The organism is Microbispora sp. CA-135349 (assembly GCF_050947365.1).
Taxonomy (GTDB): Bacteria; Actinomycetota; Actinomycetes; order Streptosporangiales; family Streptosporangiaceae; genus Microbispora.
Genome location: NZ_CP192001.1, coordinates 6,615,001 through 6,634,446, shown reverse-complemented (window position 1 = coordinate 6,634,446; position 19,446 = coordinate 6,615,001). Strand labels below are relative to the sequence as shown.

General features: G+C 68.1%; 18 protein-coding genes and 2 tRNA genes. 10 read left to right on the top strand and 10 right to left on the bottom strand.

Features of this window, described 5'->3' with window-relative positions:
* Positions 1–47 precede the first annotated feature (47 nt).
* Both galT and ACQPZZ_RS30430 read right to left on the bottom strand, forming a co-directional pair.
* Entirely contained in the window at positions 48–1,106 is a 1,059-nt protein-coding gene (galT, locus tag ACQPZZ_RS30435) for a galactose-1-phosphate uridylyltransferase (protein WP_432924702.1), read from the bottom strand.
* Between the two features lie 109 nt (positions 1,107–1,215).
* On the bottom strand, positions 1,216–2,055 hold the full coding sequence (locus ACQPZZ_RS30430; protein WP_432924700.1) for a DeoR/GlpR family DNA-binding transcription regulator: 840 nt from the start codon (positions 2,053–2,055) through the stop codon (positions 1,216–1,218).
* Between the two features lie 218 nt (positions 2,056–2,273).
* On the opposite strand from ACQPZZ_RS30430, the gene ACQPZZ_RS30425 reads away from it, so the two are divergent.
* Positions 2,274–2,351, top strand: coding sequence for a 50S ribosomal protein bL37 (locus ACQPZZ_RS30425; RefSeq protein WP_373320643.1), 78 nt, complete (start codon positions 2,274–2,276; stop codon positions 2,349–2,351).
* An 8-nt stretch (positions 2,352–2,359) separates the two neighbouring features.
* On the opposite strand, the gene ACQPZZ_RS30420 is transcribed toward ACQPZZ_RS30425, so the two are convergent.
* The 4 genes from ACQPZZ_RS30420 to ACQPZZ_RS30405 form a co-directional block, all read right to left on the bottom strand.
* On the bottom strand, positions 2,360–2,926 hold the full coding sequence (locus ACQPZZ_RS30420; RefSeq protein WP_432924698.1) for a TIGR03086 family metal-binding protein: 567 nt from the start codon (positions 2,924–2,926) through the stop codon (positions 2,360–2,362).
* Positions 2,927–3,013: 87 nt separating this feature from the next.
* Complete coding sequence (locus ACQPZZ_RS30415; RefSeq protein ID WP_432924696.1) at positions 3,014–4,747, bottom strand: ATP-binding SpoIIE family protein phosphatase; 1,734 nt, start codon at positions 4,745–4,747, stop codon at positions 3,014–3,016.
* Positions 4,748–4,908: 161 nt separating this feature from the next.
* A complete protein-coding gene (locus ACQPZZ_RS30410; protein WP_432924694.1) occupies positions 4,909–6,267 on the bottom strand; it encodes a TrpB-like pyridoxal phosphate-dependent enzyme in 1,359 nt (452 codons plus the stop codon).
* Positions 6,268–6,331: 64 nt separating this feature from the next.
* Positions 6,332–6,829 (bottom strand): DUF2087 domain-containing protein, encoded by a 498-nt coding sequence (locus ACQPZZ_RS30405; RefSeq protein ID WP_432924692.1) that lies wholly within the window; start codon positions 6,827–6,829, stop codon positions 6,332–6,334.
* 20 nt (positions 6,830–6,849) lie between these two features.
* On the opposite strand from ACQPZZ_RS30405, the gene ACQPZZ_RS30400 reads away from it, so the two are divergent.
* Positions 6,850–7,272 carry a VOC family protein gene (locus ACQPZZ_RS30400; protein ID WP_432924691.1) on the top strand — a complete coding sequence of 141 codons (423 nt, stop codon included), beginning with the start codon at positions 6,850–6,852 and terminating at the stop codon, positions 7,270–7,272.
* A gap of 232 nt (positions 7,273–7,504) precedes the next feature.
* Here the strand turns inward: ACQPZZ_RS30400 and ACQPZZ_RS30395 are convergent.
* A tRNA-Pro gene (locus tag ACQPZZ_RS30395) sits at positions 7,505–7,581 on the bottom strand.
* Positions 7,582–7,671: 90 nt separating this feature from the next.
* Between ACQPZZ_RS30395 and ACQPZZ_RS30390 the strand changes: the two genes are divergently transcribed.
* Positions 7,672–7,742, top strand: a tRNA-Gly gene (locus tag ACQPZZ_RS30390).
* Between the two features lie 388 nt (positions 7,743–8,130).
* On the opposite strand, the gene ACQPZZ_RS30385 is transcribed toward ACQPZZ_RS30390, so the two are convergent.
* Complete coding sequence (locus tag ACQPZZ_RS30385) at positions 8,131–8,328, bottom strand: hypothetical protein (protein ID WP_432924689.1); 198 nt, start codon at positions 8,326–8,328, stop codon at positions 8,131–8,133.
* 681 nt (positions 8,329–9,009) lie between these two features.
* On the opposite strand from ACQPZZ_RS30385, the gene ACQPZZ_RS30380 reads away from it, so the two are divergent.
* Positions 9,010–9,684, top strand: a complete 675-nt coding sequence (locus ACQPZZ_RS30380) for a hypothetical protein (RefSeq protein WP_432924687.1) — start codon at positions 9,010–9,012, stop codon at positions 9,682–9,684.
* Between the two features lie 54 nt (positions 9,685–9,738).
* Here the strand turns inward: ACQPZZ_RS30380 and ACQPZZ_RS30375 are convergent, their stop codons facing one another.
* Together ACQPZZ_RS30375 and ACQPZZ_RS30370 are read right to left on the bottom strand one after the other, a co-directional pair.
* Positions 9,739–10,101, bottom strand: coding sequence for a hypothetical protein (locus ACQPZZ_RS30375; protein ID WP_432924685.1), 363 nt, complete (start codon positions 10,099–10,101; stop codon positions 9,739–9,741).
* 210 nt (positions 10,102–10,311) lie between these two features.
* Positions 10,312–10,791, bottom strand: coding sequence for an ATP-binding protein (locus ACQPZZ_RS30370; RefSeq protein ID WP_432924683.1), 480 nt, complete (start codon positions 10,789–10,791; stop codon positions 10,312–10,314).
* 276 nt (positions 10,792–11,067) lie between these two features.
* On the opposite strand from ACQPZZ_RS30370, the gene ACQPZZ_RS30365 reads away from it, so the two are divergent.
* From ACQPZZ_RS30365 to ACQPZZ_RS30340, 6 genes are all read left to right on the top strand, one after another.
* A complete protein-coding gene (locus ACQPZZ_RS30365; protein WP_363640952.1) occupies positions 11,068–11,934 on the top strand; it encodes a helix-turn-helix domain-containing protein in 867 nt (288 codons plus the stop codon).
* Between the two features lie 201 nt (positions 11,935–12,135).
* The gene (tig, locus tag ACQPZZ_RS30360) at positions 12,136–13,530 is read left to right on the top strand and encodes a trigger factor (protein WP_432924680.1); all 1,395 of its coding nucleotides are present in this window, start codon (positions 12,136–12,138) and stop codon (positions 13,528–13,530) included.
* 355 nt (positions 13,531–13,885) lie between these two features.
* Positions 13,886–14,530: a ClpP family protease gene (locus tag ACQPZZ_RS30355; protein ID WP_363640956.1), complete on the top strand. Its 645-nt coding sequence runs from the start codon at positions 13,886–13,888 to the stop codon at positions 14,528–14,530.
* A gap of 14 nt (positions 14,531–14,544) precedes the next feature.
* The gene (locus ACQPZZ_RS30350) at positions 14,545–15,192 is read left to right on the top strand and encodes an ATP-dependent Clp protease proteolytic subunit (protein WP_363640958.1); all 648 of its coding nucleotides are present in this window, start codon (positions 14,545–14,547) and stop codon (positions 15,190–15,192) included.
* Between the two features lie 222 nt (positions 15,193–15,414).
* Positions 15,415–16,698: an ATP-dependent Clp protease ATP-binding subunit ClpX gene (clpX, locus tag ACQPZZ_RS30345; RefSeq protein WP_150935092.1), complete on the top strand. Its 1,284-nt coding sequence runs from the start codon at positions 15,415–15,417 to the stop codon at positions 16,696–16,698.
* Between the two features lie 73 nt (positions 16,699–16,771).
* Positions 16,772–19,360 (top strand): valine--tRNA ligase, encoded by a 2,589-nt coding sequence (locus tag ACQPZZ_RS30340; RefSeq protein WP_432924677.1) that lies wholly within the window; start codon positions 16,772–16,774, stop codon positions 19,358–19,360.
* Positions 19,361–19,446: the final 86 nt, after the last annotated feature.

Sequence of the window (19,446 nt, the reverse complement as noted above, 5' to 3'; positions counted from 1 at the left end):
GTGGTAAAGAAACAGCGCTTGCCACCCAAGTCGCAACCATCCGGAGATCAAGCCGTTACCACCTCGCGGAGCATCCGGGCGGCCTCCTCCGGGAGCACGTCGTTGACGAAGGCGCCCATGGCGCTCTCCGACCCGGCGAGATACTTCAGCTTGTTCGGCGCGCGCCGGATCGTGAAGAGCTGGAGGTGGAGGTAGGCCATGTCGCGCCGGAAGACGACCGGCGCCTGATGCCAGGCCGCGACGTACGGCATGACGACGCCGAACAGCCCGTCCAGGCGGCGCAGCACCTCGATGTAGAGCGGAGCGAAGGCCGACCGTTCCTCCGGCGACAGGGCGGGGATGTCGGGCACCTGACGGTGCGGGTAGAGGTGCACCTCGAACGGGTAGCGCGCGGCGGCAGGGACGAAGGCGGTCCAGTGCTCGTTGGCGGCCACCACCCGCGGTCCTCTCCGCTCCGCGGCCAGAACGTCCGCGAACAGGTTGCCGCCCTGGTGGCGGGCGGCGGCGTCCAGCATCTGGCGCGTGCGCGGCGTGACGTACGGATAGGCGTAGATCTGGCCGTGGGGGTGCGGCAGCGTGATGCCGATCTCGGCGCCGCGGTTCTCGAAGCAGAAGACCTGCTCCACGCCGGGCAGCGAGGACAGCTCGGCCGTGCGGTCGGCCCACGCCTCGACGACCAGCTCGGCCTGCTCGTCGCTCAGGGAGCTGAACGACGCGTCGTGGTCGGAGGTGAAGCAGACCACCTCACAACGCCCGATCCCCGGCCGCACCTCGCTGAGGCCGCCCACCTGCTCGTACGCGCCCGTGTTCAAGCTGAACGACGGGAAACGGTTCTCGAACACCGCCACCTCGTACGGCGAGGGGATCTCCGAGCCGGGATGGCCCGGGCAGAGCGGGCATTCGTCGGCGGACGGCAGATGGGTGCGGGTCTGGCGGTGGCGGGCGACGGCCACCCACTCGTCCATCAGCGGGTCGTAGCGCAGTTCGGAGGCGAGCGGACGCGGCGGCAGGTCCCGGGGGTCGGCGGCGCTGTGATCGGCGTCGTCACGCCGGTCGAAGTAGATCAGCTCACGGCCGTCGGCGAGATGGGTGATGGTGCGCTTCAAGAGCGGTCTCCAGCTTCACGGTGCGGTGTCGGTGTCCCGGTGGTGTCGGTGTCGCAACCTGCTGCCGGGCGTCCGGTGAGCGTGTCCGGTGTCGTGGTTCGGCCCGGTGTCACAGTGCGGTCTCCAGCTCGGTTCCCCCGGTCTCACCGGTCTCACCGGTCTCCCCGATTTCGCCGGACGGATCGGCGAGGAGGAGCTCGCCGGCGTTCTCCGACAACGCGGTGCGTGCCTCCTCGGGCAGGCTCACGTCGCTCACGACCACGTTGGCCTCGCCGAGAGCGGCGATCGTGCTGATACCGATCGTTCCCCACTTGGTGTGGTCGGCCAGGACCACGAGCTGCTGGGCGGCCGCGACCAGGGCGCGGTCGGTCTCCGCCTCCAGCAGGTTGGGCGTGGTGAAGCCGGCCCGGACGCTCATCCCGTGCACTCCGAGCATGAGCGTGTCGACGTTCAGGGAACGGACCGCCGCCACGGCCACCGGGCCGACCAGGGCGTCGGACGGGGTACGGACGCCTCCCACGAGCACCACGGTCTGGTCGGGCCGACCGGCGCGGTGGAAGACGTCGGCCACCTGGACGGAGTTGGTGATAACGGTCAGTTCGGGCACGTCCACCAGGTGGTGGGCCAGTGTCCAGGTGGTGGTCCCGGCCGACAGGGCGACGGAGCTGCCCGGCCGCACGAGCATGGCGGCCCTGCGGGCGATGGCCTCCTTCTCGGCCTGCTGCCGGACCGACTTGACCGCGAAACCCGGCTCCTCCGTCGAGCCGGTGCCGGTGGCGGTCGCCCCGCCGTGCACCTTGACGATCAGGCCGCGCTCCGCGAGGACCTCCAGGTCGCGGCGGATCGTCATGTCCGAGACCCCGAGGTCGCGTACGAGCTGCGCGACGCGCACCCCGCCGGTTCTGCGCACCCTCTCCAGGATCGCCTGCTGCCGTTGCTGGGCCAGCATCCACCACTCCTGTCAACAGATTCAAACAAATTATGCCCCAGGCGCGTTGGGGCATGTTGAGTTGGGGTCCCGGTAGCCAGTGGGGCCGTTCCTCGGCCTCGCGATGCATCCGTCCGGCCGAGAGCTCGCGCGGCAAATGATCACGAGCGCATCCCTTGCCGCTCGCGGCGCGGGGGAGGACAGTGAGCGAAAGCCGTACTCGACGGAAGGCGGTCGTCATGGGCAGACGCGCACGCAAGTCGAAGGCACGCAAGAAGAAGAAGGCCAACCACGGCAGGCGGCCCACGGGACGGTAGACCCGTTCCTAGGGGTTCCTCCCCCAGGCGGCGAGCAGTTGAGTCTGCTGATCGGCGCCGGCCGGAACGCCTCGTTCGTCCCCGATAACCCCTGCCTCGCGGTAGTCCTCCCGCGCCTTCTCGAACCATTCGGAGCAGGAGGCGACCAGTTCGGGGTCGAGCTGTTCCGGTCCGCCGATGGCACGCGCCAGGTCCCAGGTGTGGATCAGCGCGTCGGCGAACAGTTCGGTGATGTACTCCTCGCCCGGCACGTCGCCGAAGGACAGGTGGGCGACGCTGGTCAGGGCGCCGTCGGCGTACACCGCCTGGACGGCGCCCTGCGCGGACGCCTCGAACGCCTTGAGTGGGTCCTCGCCGAGCACGTCACCCTCGAAGGCGTCCCCCACCTCGGCGACCGTACGGCCGGACAGCAGTTCGGGGGCCCACAGGTTTTCGGCCACGACGTGGTTGACGAGCCCCCGGACGTCCCAGTCGACACAGGGGGTCGGCAGCTCCCACTGTCCGCGGCGGACGAGATGGAGGCGGTCCCCGAAACCGTCCAGCGCCCTGCGGTACGCGTCACGGATGTCGATCATGTCCCCTCCTCGCCACGAACTCCCCACTCGAACGTAACTCTTCTCAACGATCAGTCATACACGCTCGCATGGGAGGAAACACCCGGGTCAAGGGAGGTGCTGCTCGACCCAGACGATCTTCCCGTACGAGGTGGGCCGGGTGCCCCAGCGGTAGGCGAAGCGTTTGATCAGCTGGAGACCGCGGCCGGTGTCCTCGTCGGGGGTGGCGGTGCGCGGGGTGGGGGTGGCGGGGGAGCCGTCGGCCACCTCGACCACCAGCGTGTGGCCGCGCAGCAGCCGCATCTCGATCGGCGGCCAGCCGTGCTTGAGCGCGTTGGTGACGAGTTCGCTCACGATGAGCTGCGTGCTGTCCACGAGACCGTCCAGGCCCCACCTGTGGAGGGTGCCGCGGACGAATCGCCGCGCGTGCGAGACGAACCGCGGATCGGCCGGCAGCGGGCAGGTCGCGACCTCGTCCGGATCGAGGTCGCGCACCCGGGCGAGCAGCAGGGCGATGTCGTCACGCTCGTGGCTCGACCGCTGGCTGCTGATGATCACATCGCACTTGTCCTCCATGTCCTCCACCGGACCGGCGAGCAGGCGGCGCAACCCCATGATCCCCGCGTCCAGGTCCCGCTCGCGGCTCTCCACGAGGCCGTCGGTGTAGAGGGCGAGCAGGGTCCCGGTCGGCAGGACCAGCTCACGGGACTCCAGCGGGTCGCTGCCGATGCCGAGCGGCAGTCCGGCGGGCAGCTCGATGATCTCCGTGGACCGGTCGGGGTGCAGCAGGACCGGCGGCACGTGCCCCGCCCGGGCGAGCGAGCAGCTGCGCGTGACCGGGTCGTAGACGGCGTAGATGCAGGTCGCGATCTGGCTCGGGTCGAGGTCCTGGCTCATCAGGTTGAGCCGGAACAGCACCTCGTCGGGCGGCAGGTCGAGGCTCGCCAGCGTACGCGCGGCCGTGCGAAGCTGGCCCATGGTCGCCGCCGCCCTGGTCCCGTGCCCCATGACGTCGCCCACCACCAGCGCCGTACGGCAGCCGGGCAGGGCGATCACGTCGTACCAGTCGCCCCCGACGCCCATGAGGTCGCTCGCCGGCAGATAGCGCGAGGCGATGTCCATGCCGAGGGGCTGCGGCAGTTCGACGGGCAGCAGGCTGCTCTGCAGGGTCAGCGCGGTCCTGCGCTCCCTGGTGTAGAGCCGCGCGTTGTCGATGCACAGGGCGGTGCGGGCGGCCAGGTCCTCGGCGACCACCACGTCCTGCTCCTCGAACGGCAGGCTGTCGGGGCGCCTGACGAAGACCACGCAGCCGAGCACCCGTCCCCGCGCCCGCAGGGGCACCGCGAGGAACGAGGAGTCGGTCAGGAGCGAGGCGACCGCCTCCTCCCGGTCCAGGCTGGCGCCGATCATCCGGGCGCTCTCCTTGTCCAGCTCCGGATACATCAGCGGCTTCCCGCCCGCCATGCACTGGGCCTGCGGAAGGATCGCCGGGTAGACCGTCGTCTCGTCGACGGGGAACGCCTTCACCCACGCGTCCGGGTCGGCGCCGGCCACGCCCAGGGCCACCCGGCGTACGAGGGTCGTCCCGTCCACCGGCCGTGACGACAACTCGCCGTCGGCCATGAGGCGGTCCTGCACCATCACGCCCGCCGCGTCGGCGAAGCGGGGGACCGCGACGTCCACGAGCTCCCGGCTCGTCTCGGCCAGGTCGAGAGTGCTGCCGATCCGCCGGCTCGCCTCGTTCAGGAAGGCCAGCCGCTCGTGCGCGGACGCGGCGCTGCTGCGGCGCCACTGCGCCCGGTTTCCCGGCGCGGGATCCTTGATGACGCAGTTCCGGTTCAACGAAATCTCCGGAGAGAGCGGATGGTGTTCCAGCATCGTATGGAGCTGAACCGCGCATTTCAGCCGTTTGACATGAGTGCTCCGGTCGGTATGACGGCGCGATGGCGCAGCCGTACCCGCCGGTCAAAGGACGAAACGGATATCAATGGGCAGGCGTCGCATCAGACGGCGGGCAGGTGCGCGAGGGCCGCGTCGATTCGCTCCTGCGGGAGCGTGAAATCCTCCAGGCGACCGGCGAGACGGCTCTCGTAGGCGGGCAGGTCGAAGTGGCCGTGCCCGCACAGGGACATCACGATCACCTTCTCCTCGCCGGACTCCGCGCACCGCAGCGCCTCCGCGATCGTCGCGGCCACCGCGTGAGCGGGTTCGGGGGCCGGCACGATCCCCTCGGTCCTGGCGAAGCGGATCCCCGCGTCGAAGCACTCGGTCTGCGTGACGGCCTCCGCCTCCACCAGCCCCAGCGCGTACACGTGCGAGAGCAGCGGTGACATGCCGTGGTAGCGCAGCCCGCCGGCGTGGATCGGGTCGGGTACGAACGTGTGCCCCAGTGTGTGCATCTTCATCAGCGGAGTGAACCCCGCCGTGTCGCCGAAGTCGTACGCGTAGGCGCCCCGGGTCAGCGACGGGCAGGCGGCGGGCTCCACGCTCCGCAGCACCGGGTTCATCCGCCCCGCCAGCTTCTCCCGCAGAAACGGGAAGGCCAGCCCGGCGAAGTTGGAGCCGCCGCCGGTGCAGCCGATCACCACGTCGGGGGTCTCGCCGAGGGCGGCCAGCTGCTCCAGCGCCTCCTCGCCGATCACGGTCTGGTGCAGCAGGACGTGGTTGAGCACCGAGCCCAGGGCGTACCGCGTGTCGTCGTGCTGCCCGGCGACCTCGACGGCCTCGCTGATCGCGATGCCCAGCGACCCGGTGCAGTGCGGATCCTCCGCCAGGATCCTGCTGCCCGCCGTGGTCACCGCCGACGGGCTGGCGTGCAGGGTGGCGCCGTAGATTCTCATCAGCGTGCGCCGGTACGGCTTCTGCTCGTACGACGCCCTGACCATCCAGACCTCGCAGGCCAGGCCGTACTGGGCGCTGGCGAAAGCCAGGGCGGAGCCCCACTGGCCCGCGCCGGTCTCGGTGGTCAGCCTGCGCACGCCCTCTTGCGCGTTGTAGTACGCCTGGGGGACCGCCGTGTTCGGCTTGTGGGAGCCGGACGGACTGCCGCCCTCGTACTTGTAGTAGATCCGCGCGGGCGTGCCGAGGGCGCGCTCCAGGCGCCGGGCGCGAACGAGGGGCGTAGGCCGCCAGAGGCGGTAGACGTCGAGAACTCCGTCGGGGATCGGGACGAACCGCTCGCCCGACACCTCCTGCCCGATCAGCGCCGCCGGGAAGAGCGGGGCGAGGTCGTCGGGGCCGACCGGCCGCAGCGTCGCCGGATGGAGCACCGGTGGGGGAGGCGCGGGCAGATCGGGGACGATGTTGTACCAGTTCCGGGGGATCCGGGACTCGTCGAGAAGCACCCTGGTCGGCTCGCCCATAACTCCCAGTGTCCGCGCCGGCGGCCCATCGGGAAAGGGCGTCCGCCGATATGGCCGGACCCGGTCAGACCGTGCCTCCGGAGCGCCAGTAGACGTTGGCCTCCCGGCTGAGGAATCCCTCGTCGACCAGGTAGCGGCGCAGCGCGGCGTAGTCGTCGTGGAACGCCCGCAGCGCCACGTCGACCTCCTTCTCCGGGTAGCGCACGCCCACCTCGAAGACCTGCACGATGTAATCGAGCACCATCAGCCGTTTGGCCCTCTTCGCCGGAAGGGAGACGAGCCGCCCGTCCACCAGGAACGCGTCCATCGGGTCCGCAGGCGTGGAGGGGAGCGCGCGCAGCAGGTCGCGAAAGGTCTCGGGCCGCGCCCGCCAGTCGTCCCCCTCCCGTACGGCGAGGCCGCCCCTGGACAGCCGCTCCAGGGACTTGGCCGCCGTCTCAGGGTCGAGCCCGGTGACCTTGTCGAGCGGCTCACCGGGACGCAGGACCAGCGCGGCGAGGACGCGAAGCGTGTCGTCCTGCCCGAGCAGCCCGAGCACGCGGGCGATGTGCTTGTCGATCACCCGTCCACGGTATTGGGTGGGTGAAGACCGTAGGAAACCTGGAGGGCGCCGTGCCCGCTCAACTGGACCACACGATCGTGCACAGCAGCGACCGATTCGAGTCCGCCCGGTTCCTGACCGGGTTGCTCGGCGAGCCCGAGCCCGGCACGTTCGGGCCGTTCGCCACGGTCCGGGTCGCCAACGGCGTGACGATCGACTACGCCGACTCGATCGTCGACAGGGACCGGATCGTCATGCAGCACCTCGCGTTCCTCGTCTCGGAGGACGAGTTCGACGCGATCTTCGCCCGCATCGCCGAGCGGGGCCTGCCGTACTGGGGCGGCCCCCACCATCAGGAGCCGCAGCGGATCAACCACCGCCACCACGGCCGCGGGGTGTACGTGGACGACCCCGACGGCCACGCCATCGAGTTCCTCACCCATCCGTACGTCGAGAGGGAGTGACTCAGCGGTTCTGCCTCCGGCCCCGGCCCGGCACCGCGCGCCTGCGGGCACCTGCGTCCCGGCCGGGCTGGGCATGCCGAGGCAGGGACCGTTGCCTGTTGGAGGGCCCCGGCCGCGGTGGCGATCGACTGCTTCATCTCCGCTCGCCGGCGTACCACGTCGGCGTATACGGCACGAGGAACGGACAAGGCCGCTCCGGTGATCGGAGGCGGCCTCCGCGACGTACGTACGCTGGTCGGGGCGACAGGATTTGAACCTGCGACTTCTTGCTCCCAAAGCAAGCGCGCTACCAAGCTGCGCCACGCCCCGTCTCGTCGGGTACGCGAGCGGTCCGAGACTCCGGTACGCTTACGCCCTGACGACCGGATGAAGTCTAGACCAGATGGACACCGGGCGCGCGCGGACGTAGCTCAATGGTAGAGCCCCAGTCTTCCAAACTGGCTACGCGGGTTCGATTCCCGTCGTCCGCTCTCACTGCGAAAGGCCAGGTCACCCCGCACGGGGAGCCTGGCCTTCGTCATCTCAGGATGATTTTTCCGATTTTCCGTGCCGCACACGTGCCACTTCAGCTCTCGATCTTCGTTCCGGCCGCCGTCACGAGCGCCTGCCCGAGCGCTTTGGATCGCCTGATCACGGTCCTGCGTGGCGTGCAGGTAGATCAGCGCGGCCCGAGTGGACGAGTGACCCATGCGCGCTATCAGCTCCTCGAGGCTGGCACCGTTGGCAGCCGCCAGTGTGTTCCCGAGGTGCCGTAGGTCGTGAAAGTGGAGTGGGATCGCGACGGGTCGACGGCAGACGAGAGATCAGGACAGGGCGCGCCTGTGGGGCATGAACGAGAATCAAGGGTGAGACTGTCACTCAATCCCAGTAGTTGAAGAGCAGCTCGCCGAGGGTTTGAGGCTTCCGATAAGCGATCTGGTTGCGTTCTGCCCTTTCGAGGTTTGACATATCGATCAAGCCGATAGGGGTGTTCAGCTCGGCCGAGGTCAGAACCCGGAAAGCTCCCAGGGTTTGTAACGCTACTTCAATGGCATCACAGCTCTCGCCAATGATCACGCCGTCAGCCGAAACCTGAGCGCTCGCAAGGACCGGTAGGTGCATGTGACCGAGTACTGCGGCCGTGGACTCGCCGTGCCGAATCACTGCTGTGCGGAAGTTGGGCGTGACCGTCGGCTGCCTGATCTCCAGAACCCTGCCGCGCACAAGCCGAGCAGCCTCGTAACAGACTGAGGCGAAAACTCGCGCATCTGTCAAGGGCAGCGGCTCGGATCTGCGATCTCGGAACCCCGTCGCACCTCGCGGCAAGGGACTCAGATCGAGACCTCTCTCGGCCGCCATCGACGCTCCCGCTTGCCTGACTGGTGTAGTCCCTCATCGTAGGTACAACCCACGGCGTGCTCGTGTACAGCTGTCCCGTGCAGCCTCACACGATCACCTGCCAGTAACTGCTTACAGGGCGAAGAGCCCTCTACGGCGTCACTGGCTCCTGTTCGCAAGCAGGAAGTCAGAGGTTCGGAGGCAGGCGAGAGACCAGGACAAAGCCAAGCCGGATGTTCCGTCGGGGAGCTCGCTTTCAGCGGCACCTCGAAGCAAAGCGATGTGAGCGATGCGGCACCGCATGGTCATTGACGGTTCGCGTAACCGGTGGACGAGTTCTCCCTCTCTCCCATATTCGGTCCCCGGCGACAGCGGAAACAAGACTGTGATTACGCGCAATACCTCAGGACACTTGTGCGCATGACCTCTCCCTTTGCCGCGACGGGCAGCGATAGGACGCTCATCGAGCAGCTGGCGCACGTACGGTGGATCGCCGGAGGAACAGGGACCGGCAAGAGCACCGTGGCCGAGGCGCTGGCGCGTCGGCATGATGTCCGGACCTACAACGGTGATCGGGCGGAACACGACTGGTTGGCACGAAGCACCCGGCGGCGGCATCCTCACCTGCACGCCTTGTCGGGCGCCGCCCCCGGGCAGGCCTGGGCGGGACGGTCGGCGCAGGAGGCCTTCCAGTCGATGGCCGGTCTGCACGGAGAGACGATCGATTTCCTCGTCGAGGACCTTCTCGCCCTGCCTGATGACCGGATCGTCCTGGTCGACTACTTCGGCGTCCTGCCCCGGGACATCGCGCCACTGCTCGCCGGTCCTCAACAGGTTGTGTTCTTGCTGCCTTCTCCGGAGTTCCGCCGGCGTGTTCTGACCGCGCGCTATGCCGACCCCCTGCGAGCACGCGCCACATGGGGATCCCATGCACTTGAGGAGGTGCTGCCCAAACGCCTCGCCCGAGACGCGCTGTGGGATGAGGAGATCCGCCGTCAAGCGGCCGTCCGCGGGCTGCGCACGGTCGCGGTGGACGGCTCCCGTCCCGTCGAGGACCTCGTCACCGAGGTGGCCGCCCATCTCCGCCTGTCGTGACGCCCGGGCTGTTCCGGCACTCGCGACAGCCGCCTCGGGGCTGTGGCGGAGGGCCTACCGCCGCAGCCACCGCAGAGCCGCGTCGGCGCAGTCTTCTGGGCTGCTGTTGAAGGCGATGGCCGCGTCGGGCGCGTGCCGCCGGACCAGGTTGACCACCTTCTCGAAGAGTTCGAGCAACGGCTCATGCGTGCGGATGCCGCCCCCGATCACCACGCAGGCGTAGTCACCGCGCGTCAGCGCCTCCGCGATCACTTTTTCGGGGTTCTCGCCGGGTGCCACCAGGCACCAGTCGGCCTCGACACCGTGATCCTCGAAACGGGCCCGGCCGCGTGCCAGCGCCGCCTGAACCGGCTCCGGGTCCCAGCCCTCAATCTTGGCGGGATCGAGACCGACCACGAGCACCCGTGCCTCTGTCACGGCGTCCTCTCGCAGAACGTGTCCACCCGGCCTGGCGGTCGAGGGCGACGCTTGAAGTCCATCGGACCCGATGCGGCGGCGCAACTCGGCCACGACGTCTCCGGGTCCGGGTGAATCGGCGGCGGGCGAGACCGTTCCGGCAAGGCGTCGAAACACTTCGCGTCACGCGCCCGTGTCCCGGCCCGTAGCGGCAGCGCCAGACTCGACGTGTCAGTCGCCGGTGCCGAAGAGAGCCCAGACCGCCTTGCCGCCTTCGTCGAGGGCGTCCCAGCCCCAGGCCTGGCTGTAGGTCTCCACGATGTAGAGGCCGCGCCCGTGCTCGGAGACGAAATCAGGCTGCACGGGCAACGGCGCCTCGTCACTCGGATCCGAGACGGCGAGCAGCACGTGCGGTGCGAGGCGCAGGAGCGTCAGCGTTATCGGGTGGCCGCCGGCGCCGCTCACGGGACACAGAGCGTAACGGACCGCGTTCGTCACCAACTCGCTCACGACCAGTGCCGCGTCGTCGCCCAGTTCCGACAGCCCCCACCGTCGCAGGGTCGTCCGGGTGACATCTCGTGCGGTCTTGACCGAGTCGGCCTGGGGGGCCAGGGGGCACATCGTCGTATCGGACGCGCCTGCCGCCCTCCGGAACCAGCCGAATCCCACGTCGCGGGTCAGCTGGCCGCCGGATTTGGGCTCGTCCGACATGGTTGCCCATACCTCCCGCTGGCCTGGATCGAGGACTGGTGCACATTTTGGCCCAATATGCACCTAGACATGATGGAACAGTGGCTCCTGCTGCTGCAAGACCCAAATGCACGTGCAATTGTCATGTGCAGACGCACAAGGCGGGAGTGCTAGCCCTCAGGGACACGTAGATCAGACCTTGTCATCAGAGCCCGAAGTGGTGACACTGTGTGGGCTGGGGGTGTCGTGCGGGTCGTCCCTTGGCGGCACACAGGGCCGAGGTGAGAGGGAGGCGCCGTGATACAGATCCAGGCTGGATCGGGTCCGACGGCTCTGCGCATCCTTCTCGGTTCCCAGCTCCGCAAGCTCCGTGAGAGCAAGGGCATCAGCCGTGACGAGGCCGGCCAGTGCATCCGGGCGTCCGAGTCGAAGATCAGCCGGATGGAGCTGGGCCGGGTCGGATTCAAGGAGCGCGACGTCGCCGACCTTCTCGTTCTCTACGGAGTGGAGGACGAGGAGACGCGCGATGTCGTGATGAATCTGGTCGAGAGGGCCAACGAGCCCGGGTGGTGGCACAGGTTCAACGACCTGCTGCCCTCGTGGTTCCAGGCGTACGTCGGCCTGGAGGAGGCCGCCGAGCGCATCCGTACCTACGAGGTGCAGTTCGTCCCCGGTCTGCTGCAGACCAAGGAGTACGCGCGGGCCGTCATCATGGCGGGCGCGGTCGGTGCGGCGCCCGAGGAGATCGCCAGGCGCGTGGATCTGCGGCTGGAGCGTCAGCGCATCCTCGACGGCGAGAACAGTCCCAAGTTTTGGGCTGTTATCGACGAGGCCGCGTTGCGCCGTCCGATCGGTGGCGTCGAGGTGATGAGGGGCCAGATCCAGCACCTCATCGACCTGATGAACCAGCCCAATGTGACGATTCAGGTCATCCCGTTCAGTTACGGTGGACACGCCGCCGAGGGCGGTGCCTTCAGCATCCTGCGGTTCGCCGACCCCGACCTGCCCGACATCGTGTACGTCGAGCAGCTCGCGAGCGCTCTCTACCTGGACAAACGGGAAGAGGTCGACCGTTACAGCGAGGTCATGGAACGCCTCTGCGCGGTGAGCACCACCCCGACGGAGACAGTGGACCTGCTGCGGCAGATCATGGCCGACCTCTGATCAGTCGCTACCGGGCCTCATCTGCTCTAGACTGCCCTTGGCGTTGGACACCCGCCACAGTCGAGCATGCCCGGACAGGTCGCGTGCAGGCGAGACGGTGATCCTGCGCCTCTCACGTGGGCGCGGCGCGCGTTACTGTGCCGCGGTTGCCGTGCACGACGTGCCCGCGATCACCAGATGCTGGATCAAGGAGACCACCCCGTGAAGACCGCTGTCGAGGAGCTCAGCCCTACCCGGGTCAAGCTCACCGTCGAGGTGCCGTTCAAGGAGCTCGAGCCGAGCCTGCAGGCCGCGTACAAGAAGGTCGCGCAGCAGGTGCGCGTGCCCGGCTTCCGTCCTGGCAAGGTGCCGGCCCGGATCATCGAGCAGCGCTTCGGCCGCGCGGTGGTTCTCGAGGAGACCCTGAACGACGCGCTGCCCAAGCTGTACGGCCAGGCCGTTGACGAGACCGAGGTCTTTCCGGTCAGCCAGCCGGAGATCGAGGTCACCAAGATCGAGGACGGCGAGCAGGTCGAGTTCACCGCCGAGGTGGACATCCGCCCCGCCTTCGACATCCCGGACTACCAGGGTGCCGAGATCGTCGTCGACTCCGCCGAGGTGACCGACGAGGACGTCACCGCCCAGCTCGAGGCGCTGCGCCAGCGCTTCGCGACGCTCACCGGGGTGGAGCGGCCGGCTCAGAACGGCGACTACGTCGTGATGGACCTGCGTGCCGAGATCGACGGCCGCAACCTCGAAGAGCAGCAGGCCGCCGACGTGTCGTACGAGGTCGGCGCGGGCTCGGTCCTGGAGGGCCTGGACGACGCGCTGCAGGGCATGGCCGCCGGCGACGAGAAGACCTTCCGCACCACGCTCGTCGGCGGCGAGAACGCCGGCGAGGAGGCTGACGTGATCATCAACGTCAAGTCGGTGAAGGAGAAGGTGCTGCCCGAGCTGGACGACGAGTTCGCGCAGCTCGCCAGCGAGTTCGACACGCTCGACGAGCTCAAGGACAGCATCCGCCAGCAGGTCCGCCGCAACAAGCTGGTGGACCAGGTCATGCAGAGCCGTGAGAAGGCCCTCGACGCGCTGCTCGAGAAGATCGACATTCCGCTGCCCGAGAGTGCGCTCCAGGCGGAGATCGACGCGCGCAAGCACAACCTCGAGCACCAGGTCGCCGAGAGCGGCCTGAGCCGCGAGGCGTACCTCCGCCTCCAGCAGACCACCGAGGAGGAGCTGTTCGCCGACTACGAGGCGACCTCGGCCAAGGCGCTGAAGTCCGGCTTCGTGCTCGACAAGATCGTCAAGGCGGAGGAGATCGGCGTCAGCGAGCAGGAGCTGACCGACTTCGTGGTGCGCCGCGCCATGCAGATGGGCGTCGCGCCGAACACGCTGGCCCAGCACCTCGCCGACAACAACCAGCTCCCGCTGGCGATGATGGAGATCGTGCGGGAGAAGGCCAAGACCGTCCTCGGCGACGCGGCCAAGGTGACCGACAGCGAGGGCAACGAGGTGGACATCAAGGCCATCTACGCCGAGCTCAACCCCGAGCAGGAGGCCGTGGGCGTGGAGGAGGCGGGCGCGGGGGAGCCTGCCAACGAGGCCGAGGAGAGCTGATTCCCGGCGCTCTCGCCTGACTTCTGCCGCCGGTCGGCCGGGTGGCCCGGCCGGTGCGGCGGTGACGACGAAACCCCCGTCGCACTCGGGTGCGGCGGGGGTTTTGGTTATATTCGGGCAAATCACTGCAAATTTGTTTGTTGCCGCATACGGGGGAGTAGCCGTACCGCTGAGATCCGCGTGTCCCCGGCCTCACACCATGGGCGGCGAACACGGGCGATACGCCGCCCGGGGCCAGTCGCGGCCGGGCATGCGCCGTCAGCGAACAGTACGGCGCACGGGCATGACCTGTCTGCGTCGCGCGTTAAGGTCACAAGCAAAGCCAATCGATTACGACGCATCGGAAGGTGACGCTGTGACCAGCCCGCCGACCTTCTTCCCGACCGGTGGTTCCGGCTTCGAGGCCCGGAGCCCGGAGGGTGGCCCCTCTCGCCTCGAGGACCAGCTCTACCAGCGCCTGCTGCGCGAGCGGATCGTGGTGCTCGGCACCCAGGTGAACGACGAGGTGGCCAACCGGCTGTGCGCTGAGCTCCTGCTCCTCGCCGCCGATGACCCCGAGCGCGACATCTGGATGTACATCAACTCCCCCGGCGGCTCGGTGACCGCCGGCATGGCGATTTACGACATGATGGAGTACGTGCCGAACAACGTCTGCACGGTCGCCATGGGCCTGGCCGCCTCCATGGGGCAGTTCCTGCTCTGTGCCGGCGCTCGTGGCAAGCGGTACGCGCTTCCACACGCCCGGATCATGATGCACCAGCCGTCCGGCGGCATCGGCGGCACGGCGGCCGACATCGCGATCCAGGCCGAGCAGATGCTCTACGTGAAGAAGACGCTCGCGGAGCGGATCGCCTACCACACCGGGCAGCCGCTCGACCAGATCGAGCGCGACTCCGACCGGGACCGCTGGTTCACGGCCGAGGAGGCCAAGGACTACGGCTTCATCGACCACGTGGTGCGCAGCGCCCGCCAGGTGCCCTCCGAGGGCGCCGTCTCGTGACTGGAGCTTCCCAGATGAGTGAGCTGATCCGGCCGGGTGACATCAACGGCCGCTACGTCCTTCCCTCCTTCGTCGAGCGCACGTCGTACGGCGTCAAGGAGATGAACCCCTACAACAAGCTGTTCGAGGACCGCATCATCTTCCTCGGGGTCCAGATCGACGACGCCTCGGCGAACGACGTGATGGCGCAGCTGCTCACGCTGGAGTCGCTGGACCCGGACCGCGACATCAGCATGTACATCAACTCGCCCGGCGGCTCGTTCACCGCGATGACGGCGATCTACGACACCATGCAGTTCGTCCGGCCCGAGATCCAGACGGTCTGCCTGGGGCAGGCGGCCTCGGCCGCCGCGATCCTGCTGGCCGGCGGCACGCCGGGCAAGCGGTTCGCGTTGCCGAACGCCCGCGTCCTGATCCACCAGCCTTACACCGAGGGTGGCGGACAGGGCAGCGACATCGAGATCCAGGCTCGTGAGATCCTGCGTATGAGGTCGCTGCTCGAGGATCTCGTGGCGAAGCACTCGGGCAAGTCGGCCGACGAGGTCCGCAAGGACATCGAGCGCGACAAGATCCTCAGCGCTGAGGAGGCGAAGGCGTACGGGCTGGTGGACGACATCATCCCGTCGCGGAAGAAGCGTGCGGCGGCGGTCGCAGCTTCCTGAGGAGGTTGCCGCACCGGAACGGTGCCCATTTGGGCACGTTCCGGTGCGACTCACCGCTAGGGGGCTCACTGAGGGCCCGAGAGACGGTAACGTCGAAACCTGAGCGGGATGACGTTTTCGCACCGGATCGCGATCACCGGATCATTAGTCCGGATCGTGAACAGGGTGCGGACGGAAGCGACCGCGGCGGCAGGGGCGGTCCCACGCAAAGGAGTATCTGGGGTGGCACGCATCGGCGACGGGGGAGACCTGCTGAAGTGCTCGTTCTGCGGCAAGAGCCAGAAGCAGGTCAAGAAGCTCATCGCCGGACCAGGCGTCTACATCTGCGATGAGTGCATCGATCTCTGCAACGAGATCATCGAGGAGGAGCTGTCCGAGTCCTCCGAGCTCAAGTGGGACAACCTCCCCAAGCCCCGTGAGATCTACGAGTTCCTCGACGCGTACGTCATCGGGCAGGACAAGGCGAAGAAAGCGCTGTCGGTGGCGGTCTACAACCACTACAAGCGCGTCCAGTCCGGGGAGCGGGGCCGCGACGACGGCCTGGAGTTGGCCAAGTCCAACATCCTGCTGCTCGGCCCCACCGGGTCGGGCAAGACGCTGCTCGCGCAGACCCTCGCCAAGATGCTCAACGTGCCGTTCGCCATCGCGGACGCGACCGCGCTGACCGAGGCCGGCTACGTCGGCGAGGATGTGGAGAACATCCTCCTCAAGCTGATCCAGGCCGCCGACTACGACGTCAAGAAGGCGGAGACCGGCATCATCTACATCGACGAGGTCGACAAGATCGCTCGTAAGAGCGAGAACCCGTCGATCACGCGAGACGTGTCGGGTGAGGGCGTGCAGCAGGCCCTGCTGAAGATCCTGGAAGGAACCACGGCGAGCGTGCCGCCCCAGGGCGGGCGCAAGCACCCCCATCAGGAGTTCATCCAGATCGACACCACCAACGTGCTGTTCATCTGCGGGGGCGCCTTCGCCGGCCTGGAGAAGATCATCGAATCCAGGGTCGGCAGGAAGGGCATCGGCTTCAACGCGATCATCCACTCCAAGGAGGAGATGGACTCCTCCGACATCTTCTCGGACGTCATGCCGGAAGACCTCCTGAAGTTCGGCATGATCCCCGAGTTCGTCGGCCGGCTTCCTGTCATCACGTCGGTGCACAACCTCGACAGGAGTGCGCTGATCCAGATCCTCACCGAGCCGCGCAACGCGCTCGTCAAGCAGTACCGGCGCCTGCTCGAGCTGGACAACGTCGAGCTGGAGTTCACTGACGACGCGCTGGAGGCCATCGCCGACCAGGCCATCCTGCGCGGCACCGGCGCCCGCGGGCTGCGCGCCATCTTGGAGGAGGTCCTCCAGTCGGTGATGTACGAGGTGCCCTCCCGCCAGGACGTGGCCCGCGTCGTCATCACCCGCGAGGCCGTGCTGGAGCACGTGAATCCGACCCTCGTGCCGCGTGACCAGCTGCAGGCCAAGCAGCAGCGGACGCCGCGGGAGAAGTCGGCCTGACGCGCGACCTCGCCGGTGCGTTGTCCACAGGGTGGGTGGTGACGGCTCGGTTGGCGTCCGGACGTCCCTAGAATTGGGCAGCGTGACTACGTCTGAGCTGCCCACCCAGTACGCCCCCGCCGATGTCGAGACCCGAAGCTACGAGCGCTGGGTATCGGCGGGCTACTTCACCGCGGACCCGGGCAGCGGGCGCGAGCCGTACAGCATCGTGCTTCCCCCGCCCAACGTGACCGGGTCGCTCCACGTGGGTCACGCGCTCGATCACTCGATCCAGGACGCGCTGACCCGGCAGGCCCGCATGCGGGGGATGGAGACGCTGTGGCTGCCCGGCATGGACCACGCCGGCATCGCCACGCAGAACGTCGTGGAGCGCGAGATCGCCAAGGAGGGCCTGTCCCGCCACGACTTCGGCCGTGAGGCGTTCGTCGAGCGCGTCTGGCAGTGGAAAGAGGAGTCCGGCGGCAGGATCCTCGGCCAGATGAAGAAGCTGGGCGACGGCGTGGACTGGTCCCGCGAGCGATTCACAATGGACGAGGGGCTCTCCCGGGCCGTCCAGACGATCTTCAAGAAGCTGTTCGACGACGGGCTCATCTACCGTGCCGAGCGGATCATCAACTGGTGCCCCCGCTGCCTGACCGCTCTGTCCGACATCGAGGTCGAGCACAGCGAGGACGACGGCGAGCTCGTCTCGATCCGTTACGGCTCGGGCGACGAGGAGATCGTCGTCGCCACCACCCGCGCCGAGACCATGCTGGGCGACACCGCGGTGGCCGTCCACCCCGCCGACGAGCGCTACGCGCACCTGATCGGCAAATACGTCGAGGTCCCGCTCACCGGGCGGCGCATCCCGATCGTCGCGGACGAGCACGTGGACCCCTCCTTCGGCACGGGCGCGGTGAAGGTCACCCCCGCGCACGACCCGAACGACTTCGAGATCGGGCGCCGCCACTCGCTGGAGTCGCTCGTCATCATGGACGAGCGAGGCGTCATCACCGCCCACGGACCCTTCCAGGGCCTCGACCGGTTCGAGGCCCGGCCCGCCGTGGTCGCCGCGCTTCGTGAGCAGGGCCGTATCGTCGCCGAGAAGCGGCCGTACGTGCACTCTGTCGGGCACTGCTCCCGCTGCAAGACCGTGGTCGAGCCGCGGCTGTCGCTGCAGTGGTTCGTCAGCGTGACACCGCTGGCGAAGGCCGCCGGCGACGCCGTACGCGACGGCCGCACCCGCATTCACCCGCCGGAGCTGGCCAAGCGCTACTTTGACTGGGTCGACGACATGCACGACTGGTGCATCTCCCGCCAACTGTGGTGGGGACACCGGATTCCCGTTTGGTACGGCCCGGACGGTGACATGGTCTGCGTGGGGCCCGATGAGGAGCCGCCGGCCGGTTACGAGCAGGACCAGGATGTTCTCGACACGTGGTTCTCCTCCGGTCTGTGGCCGTTCTCCACGCTGGGCTGGCCGGACGCCACGCCCGAGCTGGCCCGCTTCTACCCGACGTCCGTGCTCGTCACCGGCTACGACATCCTGTTCTTCTGGGTCGCCCGGATGATGATGTTCGGGTTGTACGCGATGGACGGCCGGCCGCCGTTCCGCACGGTGGCGTTGCACGGCATGGTGCGCGACCAGTTCGGCAAGAAGATGTCGAAGTCGTTCGGCAACGTCGTCGATCCGCTCGACTGGATCGAGCGGTACGGCGCAGACGCCACGCGCTTCACGCTGCTGCGCGGTGCCAACCCCGGCTCCGACGTGGCGATCAGCGAGGACTGGGCGGCCGGATCCCGCAACTTCTGCAACAAGATCTGGAACGCCACCCGCTTCGCGTTGATGAACGGCGCCGTCTCCGACGGTCTGCCCGAAGACCTCACCGCGGCCGACCGGTGGATCCTGTCGCGTCTGCAGGAGGTGGTCACAAGCGTCGACGCGGCCTTCGAGGAGTTCGAGTTCGCCAAGGTCTCCGACGCCCTCTACCACTTCGCCTGGGATGAGGTCTTCGACTGGTACGTCGAGCTGGCCAAGGTTCAGTTCGCCGAGGGCGGCGCGGTGGCCGAGAACACCAAACGTGTGCTGGGCCACGTCCTCGATGTGCTGCTGCGGTTGCTCCACCCGTTCGTACCGTTCGTGACGGAGGAGCTGTGGCGGGCTCTGACCGGTGGGGAGTCGATCGTGGTCGCTCCCTGGCCGTCACCCTCACCCGGACTCCTCGACTCCGCGGCCGTGCAAGAGATCTCCTCACTGCAGAACCTTGTGACGGAGGTGCGCAGGTTCCGCTCGGATCAGGGCCTGAAGCCCGGCCAGCGCGTGGGCGCGCGGCTCTCCCTGTCCGGTACGGCTCTCGCCGACCATGAGGACGCGATCCGTGTCCTGTTGCGCCTGGACAGCCCGGCGGACACCTTCAACGCGACAGCACGGCTCACCGTCGGCACGGTGCTCGTGGAGATCGATACGGCCGGCGCCATCGACGTCGTCGCCGAGCGGAAGCGGCTGGAGAAGGACCTGGCCGTGGCGCGCAAGGAACAGGCGCAGGTCACGGCGAAGCTCGGCAACGAGCAGTTCATGGCCAAGGCACCCGAGGACGTCGTGGCGAAGGTGCGTCGGCGGGCCGAGCAGGCTGCCGAGGACATCTCCCGTCTCGAAGCCCAGCTCGCCGCGCTGCCGGCGTAGATGCGCCAGATGAGGTTTGGAAGTGCTGGAGACGGGGCAGGACTATAAAGTTGCGGAAGTTGTCTCCAGCACCTCCCGGCCGGTGC